Annotated in this window: 8 protein-coding genes; 5 read left to right on the top strand and 3 right to left on the bottom strand. The window is 75.2% G+C overall.

What is annotated here, in order from left to right; genetic code table 11:
- Positions 1 to 38: 38 nt before the first annotated feature.
- The 5 genes from AWH51_RS10720 to AWH51_RS10700 all read left to right on the top strand — a co-directional run bounded on the left by AWH51_RS10720 (position 39) and on the right by AWH51_RS10700 (position 7223).
- On the top strand, positions 39 to 1607 hold the full coding sequence (locus tag AWH51_RS10720; RefSeq protein WP_063072065.1) for an ABC transporter substrate-binding protein: 1569 nt from the start codon (positions 39 to 41) through the stop codon (positions 1605 to 1607).
- The gene (locus AWH51_RS10715; protein ID WP_063072053.1) at positions 1607 to 3436 is read left to right on the top strand and encodes an ABC transporter permease subunit; all 1830 of its coding nucleotides are present in this window, start codon (positions 1607 to 1609) and stop codon (positions 3434 to 3436) included. The genes AWH51_RS10720 and AWH51_RS10715 overlap by 1 nt, the downstream gene beginning before the upstream one ends.
- 129 nt (positions 3437 to 3565) lie before the next feature.
- Positions 3566 to 4981 (top strand): MFS transporter, encoded by a 1416-nt coding sequence (locus AWH51_RS10710; protein ID WP_063072052.1) that lies wholly within the window; start codon positions 3566 to 3568, stop codon positions 4979 to 4981.
- 105 nt (positions 4982 to 5086) lie between these two features.
- The gene (locus AWH51_RS10705; RefSeq protein ID WP_063072051.1) at positions 5087 to 6493 is read left to right on the top strand and encodes an MFS transporter; all 1407 of its coding nucleotides are present in this window, start codon (positions 5087 to 5089) and stop codon (positions 6491 to 6493) included.
- Between the two features lie 175 nt (positions 6494 to 6668).
- The gene (locus AWH51_RS10700; RefSeq protein WP_063072050.1) at positions 6669 to 7223 is read left to right on the top strand and encodes an MOSC domain-containing protein; all 555 of its coding nucleotides are present in this window, start codon (positions 6669 to 6671) and stop codon (positions 7221 to 7223) included.
- Positions 7224 to 7284: 61 nt separating this feature from the next.
- Here AWH51_RS10700 and AWH51_RS10695 read toward each other — a convergent pair whose 3' ends face one another.
- From AWH51_RS10695 to AWH51_RS10685, 3 genes are all read right to left on the bottom strand, one after another.
- Entirely contained in the window at positions 7285 to 7575 is a 291-nt protein-coding gene (locus AWH51_RS10695; protein ID WP_063072049.1) for a hypothetical protein, read from the bottom strand.
- Between the two features lie 31 nt (positions 7576 to 7606).
- Positions 7607 to 8743, bottom strand: coding sequence for a LacI family DNA-binding transcriptional regulator (locus tag AWH51_RS10690; protein WP_063072048.1), 1137 nt, complete (start codon positions 8741 to 8743; stop codon positions 7607 to 7609).
- 88 nt (positions 8744 to 8831) lie between these two features.
- Positions 8832 to 10685: a glycoside hydrolase family 3 protein gene (locus AWH51_RS10685; protein ID WP_063072047.1), complete on the bottom strand. Its 1854-nt coding sequence runs from the start codon at positions 10683 to 10685 to the stop codon at positions 8832 to 8834.
- Between the last annotated feature and the right edge of the window lie 31 nt (positions 10686 to 10716).

The raw sequence follows: 10716 nt of genomic DNA, 5'->3' as shown, positions 1-10716 counted from the left end.
CCCCGCCGATGCACAGCGCATCCCCGCCGAAGGACCCCATGCCCGCTAGCCGCCCCCGCTCCATCCGCTCCGCCCGCTCCCGCCGCCGCGCCCGCTCCGTCGGCCTCCTCGCGCTCGCCGCCGCCTCGACGCTCGCCCTCAGCGGCTGCTTCGCCGCGAGCCCCGGGTCCTCCGCCGACGGATCCGCGGGCGGCGACGGCCGCATCCGCCTCGCGATGCTGCAGCCGCCGCGCTCGGGCCTCACCCCCCTCAGCGACGACGCCTTCAAGCTGTCGCGCTGGAGCACGGCCGAGACGCTCGTGACCCTCGACGACCTCGGCGAGGCTCAGCCGCAGCTCGCCACCGCGTGGACGCGCGTCGACGACCGCACCTGGACCTTCGCCATCCGCCCCGACGTGCCCTTCCACGACGGCACGACCCTGACGGCCGCGCAGGCCGCGGCCTCCCTCACGGCCGCGGCGAAGGCGAGCCCGAAGCCGCGGATCCTCGACGGCGTCGACCTCACCGCGACCGCGGACGGCGACCGGCTCGTCGTCCGCACCGCGACCGCCGACCCGCTCCTGCCGCAGCGCCTCTCCAGCCCGCAGCTGGCGATCCTCGCGGCCTCCGCGTACGCGGCCGACGGCACGGTCTCGCCCGTCGGCACCGGCACGGGCCCGTTCCGCCTCACCGCGGTCGACGGCACCTCGTCGGCGACGCTCGACCGGTTCGACGACTACTGGGGCGGCCGCGCGGCGGCGCCCGGCATCGACGTGCGCTTCGTGCCCGACGGCACCGCGCGCGCCGCCGCCCTCCGCACGGGCACCGCCGACGTGGTCGAGGCGATCCCGGTCGGCCAGGCCGCGCAGGTGGATCCCGCGCTCATCCACGAGGTCCCCATGCCGCGCACGAACACCCTGTACCTGAACACCAAGACGGGCCCGTTCCAGGATCCGGCCGTGCGGGCCGCCGCCGAGGCCGCCGTCGACCGCGCCGCCCTCGTCTCGAGCGTCTACGAGGGCCGCGCCGACGAGGCTTCCGGGCTCCTCGGCCCGGCGCTCCCGTGGGCCGCCGACCTCCGTGACGGCGCCTCCTACCGCGACGCCCTCGCGGGCCGCGCGACCCCCGCGAAGGTGGACGGCGTGCCCATCACCCTCGGCACGTTCACCGATCGGGCCGAGCTCCCCGAGGTCGCCGTGCAGCTCGAGCAGCAGCTCGAGGCGGCCGGCTTCCGGGTGACGCAGGACGTGCGCGAGTACCAGTACATCGAGGCCGACGCGCTGGCCGGGAAGTTCGACGCCTTCATCCTGTCGCGCGCCACCGTGCTCGACTCGGGCGACCCCGCGGCGTACCTCTACAGCGACTTCGCGTGCGCCGGCTCGTTCAACATCTCGCAGGAGTGCGACCCCGCGGTCGACCAGGCGCTCACGGCCGCGTCCGCGCTGCCGGCGGGCGCCGACCGCCGGGCCGCGATCATGCGCGTCGAGGCGCTCGTGCTCGCCGACGACGCCGCCGTGCCGCTGCTGCACGAGCGCGTGATCCAGGGCGAGGCCGCCGGGGTGACGGGCGCCGTCCGCGATCCCCGCGAGCGTGCGCTCATCACCGCCGACACGCGCGTCGACGGCTGATGGGCGCGGCGCGCGAGCGGATCGTCGTCGGGGCGTCCCGGGTCGTCGCCGTCGGCGGCGTCGTGGCGCTCGTCGGCGCGCTGCCGTGGCTCTCCGGGCGCTCGCCCGAGTACACGGTCCTCCGCGCGCGCTACGCCGACCTCGAGGCGACCCCGGAGGCCCTCGAATCGATCCGCGCCGAGCTCGGGCTCGACCGCGGGCCGCTCCGGGTCTCGCTCGACTGGCTCGCGGGCGTCGTCCGCGGCGACCTCGGCACGTCGTGGATCTCCGGCCGCCCGGTCCTGCCCGGCACCCTCGACGCGCTCGGCGTCTCCCTCACGCTCATGGCGTTCGCGATCGCCGTGGTGCTCGGGATCGCGGCGCTCGTGTGCGCGCCCGCGCTCCTCGCCGCGACGCGCGGCCGCCGCGCCCGCGGATCCGGGGCCGTGGCCGCCGCTCTCACCGCGCTGCCCGAGTTCCTCCTCGCGACCGCGCTGCTCGTGGTCGTGGCCGTGTGGCTGCGCGCCGCGCCGCCCTCCGGCTGGGACGGTCCGGCGAACGCGGTGCTCCCGGCGCTCGCCCTCGGGATCCCCGGCGGCGGGCTCGTCGGGCGGCTCGTCGCCGACGCGATCCAGGCCGCGTCCGCCGAGCGCTGGGTCGCCACGTGGGCCATGGCGGGCATCTCCCCCGCGCGCACGACCCTCGCGGTGCTGCGCCGCGCGCTCCCGTCGGTGCTCGGCCAGGTCGGGCTCGTGCTCGTGGGCCTCACCGGCGGGGCCGTCGCGGTCGAGCAGGTGTTCGCGATCCCCGGCATCGGCCGCGCGACCCTCGGCGCCGCGAGCAGCCAGGACGTGCCGGCGCTCCAGGCCGGCGTGCTCGCGCTCCTCGTGGTCGCCGTCGCGGCGGGCGTCCTCGCGGGCCTCCTCCGGCGCGCGCTCCTCGGCCCCGCGCTCCGGCTCGGCTCCCTGCCCGTCCCCGACGCACGCGTCCCCGCCCGTCGGCGCGACGCCGTGGTCCCGGCCGTCGCCGCGGCGCTCCTCGCGCTCGTCGTGGTCGCGGGCCTCGCGCGGGATCCGTACGCCACCGCGTCCGGCCGCCTCGCGCCGCCGTCCTGGGCGCTGCCGTTCGGCGCCGACGCGAGCGGCCGCGACCTCCTCGGCCGCGTCGGCCACGGCGCGATCACGACGCTCGGCACCGCGCTCCTCGTGGTGATCGCGTGCTGCGCGATCGGCCTCCTGCTCGGGCTGCTGCCGCATGCGGCGACGGGCCCCGTCGAGGTCGCGAACGCCGCGCCGCCGATCCTCGCCGGCATCGTCGTCACGGCGATCCAGGGGCCGTCGACCTGGGGCGCCGCCGTCGCCGTCGCGGCCGTGAGCTGGGCGCCGCTCGCCGCGCACGCCGGCGCGCTCATGACGGAGGCGCGGGCGCAGCCGCACGTGCGGATCCTGCCGCTGCTCGGGGTGGGACGCGCGCGGATCCTCCTCGGCCACCTCCTCCCCGCGGTCGTCGGCCCGGTCGTGCGGAACGCGATGCTGCGCCTGCCCGGCATCGCCCTGACGCTCGCCGCGCTCGGCTTCCTCGGCCTCGGCGCCGACCGGCCGACGCCCGAGTGGGGCCTCATCCTCAGCGAGGGCAGCGCCTACGCCGAGCGCGCCCCGTGGGCGGTCGGCGCGCCCGCCCTCGCCCTGGTGCTCGCCTCGGTGCTCGCGGTGTCGCTCTCGGCGCACGACCTGTCGGGGCTCGTGCGGCGGCGGCGCGGATCCGCGGCGGACGCGCGCCCGGCCGACGCCGCCCCGGCCGACGCCGCCCCGGCCGAGGGTCCCGCGCACAGGATCTCCTCAGGGGCGTAAACTCAGCACCGCCATCACGAGTGGCCCCCTCGACTCCGCCGCACCCGGCGCCCGCGCCCGACCGGCGCGCCCGCCCCCTCCGCGCGCCCCCGCCGCTCACGCCGCATCAGCCGAAAGCCGTCTCCCCGCATGTCCACGACCCCCGCGGCCCGCACCGCCGCCACCACCGCATCCACCCCGCCCGCCGGGAACTCGCGCTCGCGCGTCATCATCGCGAGCCTCATCGGCACGTCGATCGAGTTCTACGACTTCTACGTCTACGCGACCGCCGCCGTGCTCGTCTTCCCCGCGCTCTTCTTCGCGAACGACGACCCGACCGTCGCGCAGCTCGCGTCGTTCGCCGTGTTCGGCGTCGCGTTCATCGCCCGGCCCATCGGATCCATCCTCTTCGGCCACTTCGGCGACCGCATCGGCCGGAAGGGCACGCTCGTCGCGTCGCTGCTCACCATGGGCATCGCGACCGTGCTGATCGGCTGCCTGCCCACCGCGCTCACGCCCGGCTGGGAGGTCGCGGCGCCCGCGCTCCTCGTGATCATGCGCTTCGGCCAGGGCCTCGGCCTCGGCGGCGAGTGGAGCGGCGCCGCGCTGCTCGCGACCGAGAACGCGCCCGCAGGGAAGCGCGCCATCTACGGCACGTTCCCGCAGCTCGGCGCGCCCATCGGCTTCATCGTCGCCAACGGCGTGTTCCTCGCGCTGAGCCTCGGACTCACCCCCGAGCAGTTCCAGTCGTGGGGCTGGCGCGTGCCGTTCCTCGCGAGCGCCGTGCTCGTGATCGTGGGCCTCTACGTGCGCCTCAAGCTCATCGAGACGCCGGCGTTCCAGAAGGTCGTCGACTCCGGCGAGGTCGCCAAGCTGCCCGTCGCGCGCGTGTTCGTCACGAGCTGGCGCCCGCTGATCCTCGGCACCTTCATCATGCTGGCGACGTACACGCTCTTCTACCTGATGACGACGTTCACCCTCACCTACGGCACCACCGCGCGCGACGCGGCCACCGCCGAGGCTGCCGCGACCGCCGCCGGCAAGCCCTTCAACGCCGACACGTTCGCCGCGGGCCTCGGCTACGCGCGCAACGACTTCCTGCTCATGCTCATCGTGGGCGTCGTGTTCTTCGGGGTCTTCACGATGGTCTCGGGTCCGCTCGCGGAGAGGTACGGCCGCCGCAAGATGCTCATCGCGACGACCCTCGGGATCCTCGTGTTCGGCCTGCTCTTCGTGCCCTTGTTCGCGGGCGGCTTCGTCGGCACCATGGCGCTGCTCATCATCGGCTTCACGCTCATGGGCCTCACGTTCGGGCCAATGGGCGCGGTGCTGCCGGAGCTCTTCCCGACGAACGTGCGCTACACGGGATCCGCGATCAGCTACAACGTCGCGAGCATCCTCGGCGCCGCGGTCGCGCCCTTCATCGCCGTGGCGCTCTGGCAGCTGCTCGACGGGAACGTGCTGCTCGTCGGCGTGTACCTCAGCGCGATGGCGGCGATCACCCTCGTGGCGCTCGTCATCAGCCGCGAGACGCGCGACGCCGACTACGCGGGGAACGTCAGTTGACTCCGGTCATGTGAACCGTCCGCACGGAGGGGCGGGGAGCACCGGTACCGTCGGCGCGCCACGATCCGTGGCGTCTCCCCGCCCCTACCGACGGAAGCCACCGCCATGTCCGCTGCCCCTGCCACCGCCCCGCCCCTCGCCGCCCCCGTCAACCCGCGCTCGCGCGTGCTGGTCGCGAGCCTCGTCGGCACCTCCATCGAGTTCTTCGACTTCTACGTCTACGCGACCGCCGCCGTGCTCGTGTTCCCCGCGCTGTTCTTCGCGAACGCCGACCCCACGGTCGCGCAGCTGCAGTCGCTCGCCGTGTTCGGCGTCGCCTTCTTCGCCCGGCCCATCGGGTCCGTGCTCTTCGGCCACTTCGGCGACCGCTTCGGCCGCACCCGCACGCTCGTCGCGTCGCTGCTCACCATGGGCATCGCGACCGTGCTCATCGGGTGCCTCCCGAGCGGCCTCACGCCGGGCTGGGAGATCGCGGCCCCCGCGGCCCTCGCGGTGCTCCGCTTCGTCCAGGGCCTCGGCCTCGGCGGCGAGTGGGGCGGTGCCGCGCTCCTCGCCACCGAGAACGCGCCGGTGGGCAAGCGCGCCATCTTCGGCACGTTCCCGCAGCTCGGCGCGCCCGTCGGCTTCATCCTCGCGAACGGCCTGTTCCTCGTGCTGTCGCTCACGCTCTCCCCGGCCGACCTCCAGGCCTGGGGCTGGCGCGTCCCGTTCATCGCGAGCGCGGTCCTCGTGCTCGTGGGCCTCTACGTGCGCGTCAAGCTCGTCGAGGCGCCCGAGTTCCAGTCCGTGCTCGACCGCGGCGAGACCTCCAGGCTGCCGCTCGGTCGCACCATCCGCACGGGCTGGCGCGGGCTGCTCCTCGGGGCGTTCGCCCTGCTCGCCACGTTCACGCTGTTCTACCTGATGACCACGTTCGCGGTCACCTACGCCACGTCACCGCTCACGGCCGAGGCCGCGGAGGCCGCCGCCACCAAGGCGGGCAAGCCGTTCGACGCGTCCACGTTCCACGCGGGCCTCGGCTTCGCGCGCACCGACTTCCTGCTCATGCTCCTCGTGGGCGTCGTGTTCTTCGCGGCCGCCATCGTGGTCTCCGGCGTCCTCGCCGGGCGCATGGGCGCGCGCCCGGTCGTCCTCCGGAGCGCGCTCGGCATGGTCGTGTTCGGCCTCCTGATGGATCCGCTGCTCGCCGCGGGCCTGCCGGGCACGCTCACGTTCGTCATCCTCGGGTTCGTGCTCATCGGCCTCGCCTACGGTGCGGTCGGATCCCTGCTGCCGGCCATGTTCGCCACCGACGTCCGCTACACGGGCGCGTCCCTCGCGTTCAGCCTCGCGGGCATCGTCGGCGGCGCCGTGGCGCCCTTCATCGCCACCTGGCTGTGGGATGTCGGAGGCGGCGGCGTCATGCTCGTCGGCGTCTACCTCAGCATCGCCTCGGCCATCTCGTTCGTGGCCCTCCTCGTGCTGCGCGAGCACGGCGAGACGCGCCCTGCGGCCGGAGCCCACGCGGTCTGACCGGAGGCGTTCCACCCACGCGGGCGGAGGCGGACCGACGGGCTCATCAGGCCCGACGGATCGCCTCCGCCCCGCCTCGGAACCCAGCGGGCCGCGCGCCCCCGCGGGAGCCCCGCGCGGGCGGATCCCGCGACCGGGCTCGCCGGATCCGCGCCGCGCCGATATCGTCGCTCCCATGCAGCCGTCCCCCGCGCCCCGGGTCGTCGCCGTCGCGCGCGACGACCAGCACCGCTTCTCCAAGCCCCTCCGCCCCTCGATCACGCTCCTCGCCGGCCTCGGCGTGGAGGGCGACGCGCACGCCGGCACCACGGTGCAGCACCTCTCGCGGAAGCGCCGCGACCCGGACGCGCCGAACCTCCGCCAGGTGCACCTCGTCCACTCCGAGCTGCACGCGGAGCTCGCCGAGCAGGGCTTTGCGGTCGCGCCGGGCGACCTCGGCGAGAACGTGACCACGGCGGGCGTCCCGCTGCTCGACCTGCCCCTCGGCACGCGCCTGCACCTGGGCGCCGAGGCGGTGGTGGAGGTCACGGGCCTCCGGAACCCCTGCATCCAGATCGACGGGCTCGGCGCGGGCACGATGAAGGCCGTCCTCGGGCGCGACGCCCACGGGAACGTCGTGCGGAAGTCCGGTGTGATGGCGGTCGTGGTCACCGGCGGCGAGGTCCTCCCCCACGACGCCGTGCGCGTCGAGCTGCCCGCGGGCGAGCACCGGGCGCTGCGGCCCGTCTGAACGGGACGGTCCGCGCCGCCACCGCGCGAGGTGTCAGGCGTCAGGCGTCAGGCGTCAGGCGTCAGGCGTCAGGCGTCAGGCGCACGGTCTCGTCCCGCCGCGCGGCGGCGTCCGCGTCGCGTGCCGCGCGCATCCGCAGCCGTCGGATCGCCGACCGCACCACGAGCACCGTGAGGACGACGATGCAGACGCCCGCGCCGATCGCGCACACGGTCACCAGCACCCGGTCGCCCTCGGTGCGCACCTCCGTCCGGCGAGAGACCTGGAAGAGCAGGTAGCCGACGATCCCGGCGAACCCGCCGAGGGCCTCCTCCACCTGCATGCGGAAGGTGGGGCGGGGATCCGGGGCCATGCCCCCAGCCTGCCAGTCGGCCCCCGCCGCGTCAGCCCCGGCAGCCGCAGCTCTCGCGCACCACGAGCTTCGTGCCGAGGCGCAGCGCGACGGGATCGGACGCGTTGGGAGCGCTCGTCGTGTCGATGAGGATGCGGGCGGCCGCGCGCCCCATCGCCTCCATCGGCTGCCGCACCGTCGTGAGCCGCGGCGAGGAGAGCAGCCCCGCGAGGATCCCGTCGAAGCCGGTGACGACCACGTCGCCCGGCACGGCCACGCCCTCCGCCCGCAGCAGGTCGACGAGGGCGAGCGCGAGCTGGTCGCTGGCGCACACGAGCGCGCGCGGCAGGCGGCCCGCGCGGAGGGCGGCGACCACCCCGGCGAACCCGGATCCCTCGCCGAGCACGGTGTCGTCGAGAACCTCGGCCGGCGCTTCGATCCCGTGCTCCGCGAGCGCCTCCCGGTAGCCCTCGAACCGCTCCCGGTAGTCGCCGACGCTCGTGGCGCCCACGAAGCCGGTGTCCGTGATGCCGTGATCGACGACCAGGTGGCGCACCAGCTCGCGCGCTCCCCCGGCGTTGTCGGACGTGACCCGGTGGTGGCCGTCGTCGGCCGGCGGGTAGCTGAACAGCACGATCGGCATGCGGAGCGAGACCCGCTTCAGCGACGCGGCCGCCGACGGGCCGGGGAAGATCGCGAGGCCGTCGACGCGGCCGGCCGACTCCGCGACCGCGGTGGTGGTGTCGCTCCCGCGGCTGAGCATCACGGGCCGGTCGTGCGCGCGGCACTCGAGCTCGAAGCCGCGCCGGACCTCGTCGACGTAGAGCGGGAAGGCCCGGGGATCCGCCGCGATCTCGCCCGCCTCGTCCCAGGGGATGAAGGTGCGGCCGGGCGCGAACGGCTCCCGCGCGGCCGGCGCATCGTCGGCCGCCGGCGTCGCGGGCTCGCGCTGCAGCGGCCGGTCGATGAGGAGGTCGAAGGAGTGCAGCCCCAGCGCGCCCGTGCGGCCCCGGGCCAGTCCCCGGGCGGACGCGCTCGGCACGTAGCCGAGCTCGCGCGCCGTCTCGAGCACGCGCTCGCGCGTGGCGACGCTGATCTGGTCGGGCCGGCTGAAGGCGAACGACACGGTCGCGATGGACACCTTCGCGCGTTCCGCGACGTCGTAGACCGTGGGGCGCCGGGGGCTCATGCGACCGTCCTCTCTCCTGGAAGCGTAGGCGAGCGCGACGGAGGCGGGCGAACCGGACCGCCCGGATCGCCGCGCCCGTCCGTCGGGATCAGAGGATGCGGATGCCGTGGTGCAGCGGGTAGACGGGGTCCCCGGAGTCGGAGGGCACGTCCGCGCGCGAGGCGCGCACCGCGTCCATCGACCGCGGGATCTCCACCGGCAGCCGCCCCTCGGGCGCGATGCGTCCGGTGAGCGCCGCGACGACGGCCGCGTCCGAGCTGCCGTAGGCCACGGCGAGCGCGGAGACGAACGGCACGAGCGGCGTCATGATCGCCGGCCGGTCGAGGTCCACCACCACGACGAGCGGGCAGCGGTCGGCGATGCGCCGCAGCCGGTGCACGAGCCCGGGCGGGAAGTCGAGCGACCCCTGGTGGAACCACGCCTCGAGGAAGAGGTCGGAGCGCGGCTCGAAGGGCGCGCCGAGCCGCACGATCGCGAGGTCGGCGTCCTCGGGACCGGCCGCCGCATCCGCCCAGCCGTCGAGCGCCTCCGGCCGCATGCCCTCGACGTGCACGCGCAGCCGGGGCCCGTCCACCGGGAGCGGGAGCACCGGGCGCCCCTCCACCTCCCGGTTCTCGAGCACCGTGACGGACGCGGCCTGCGCGCGGAAGCCGAGCTCGCGGAAGTCGGCCCGGCCGACGATGCGCTCGGCCTGGTCCTCGTCCACGAACGGGTCGTCGAAGAGCCCGAGGCGGAACTTCACGAGCAGCAGGCGCCGCACCGACTCGTCGATGCGCGCCTCCGTCACCCGGCCGTCCGCGACGAGGTCGAGCAGCACGTCCACGCACTCCTCGCCGCCGAACTGGTCGCAGCCGGCGTCGATGATGCGCTGCATCCGCTCGTGCGGCGTCAGCTCCTCGACGCCCCAGGCGCGCGCCGGGAGCACCTGGTCGCCCACGTGGTTGTCGTTCACGAGCTCCCAGTCGGTGACCACGACGCCGTCGTAGCCGAGCTCCTCGCGGAGGATCCCCGTGATGACCTGCCGGTTGAACCCGAAGCCCACGGGCTCGATCTCCTCGCCGTCGCGCACGAGCCCCTCGGGCATGCCGTAGTAGGGCATCATCGCGGCCGTCCCGCGGGCGATCGCCTCGCGGAAGGGGCGCAGGTGGTAGTCGAACATGCCGCCCGGGTAGACCTGCTCGCGGCCGTAGGGGAAGTGCGCGTCCTCGCCGTCCTTCTGCGGTCCGCCGCCCGGGAAGTGCTTGGTGGTGCAGGCGACGCTCGCGGATCCGAGCTCCTCGCCCTGGAAGCCGCGGACGTACGCGGCCGTGAACTCGGCCACCCGGTCGGCGTCGTGCCCGAGCGACTGCGCCTGGCGCCCCCAGCGCGGCTCGGTGGCGAGGTCGATCTGCGGGTGCAGCGCCGCCCGGATCCCCACCGCGACGTACTCCTGCCGCGCGGTCTCGGCGAACGCGCGGATGGCGTCGACGTCGTCGAGCGCGGCGAGCCCCAGCGCCTCCGGCCACTGCGAGAACGGGCCCGCCGAGAACGCGACGCCGACGTTCTCGACGAAGGCGTGCCGCGGATCCGTGCTGATGGTCACCGGGATGCCGTGCGGCGTCGACTCCGCCAGCTCCTGCAGCCGGTTGCTCCAGCGCGCCGCCTGCCGGGCGGTGCGGATCTCGTGCACGTTGAAGTGGTTCATGCCCTTGCCGACCACGACCTCGGTGGTGCCGGACTTGGAGATCGCGCCCGGCTCCTCCTTCAGCTCGCCGTCGGCGCCGACCTCGATCACCGTCTGGAACATGAGGCCGGCCTTCTCGGCGAGGCTGAGGCGCCCCACCAGGTCGGCCGTGCGCTCCTCGGGGCTCCGGCGCGGATCCTCGTAGGGCGCCATCACCCCGTCGCCGTCGAGGTCGCGGAACGGCGTGCCGTCGGGGGCGGTGAGCTGCGTGCGGGGCATGGGGGTCTCCATCGGTCGGAGGCGGGAGGGG

It is taken from the genome of Clavibacter tessellarius (assembly GCF_001618005.1).
GTDB lineage: Bacteria > Actinomycetota > Actinomycetes > Actinomycetales > Microbacteriaceae > Clavibacter > Clavibacter tessellarius_A.
The sequence above is the reverse complement of the archived record's forward strand: the minus strand, read 5'-3'. Positions and strand labels throughout refer to the sequence as shown.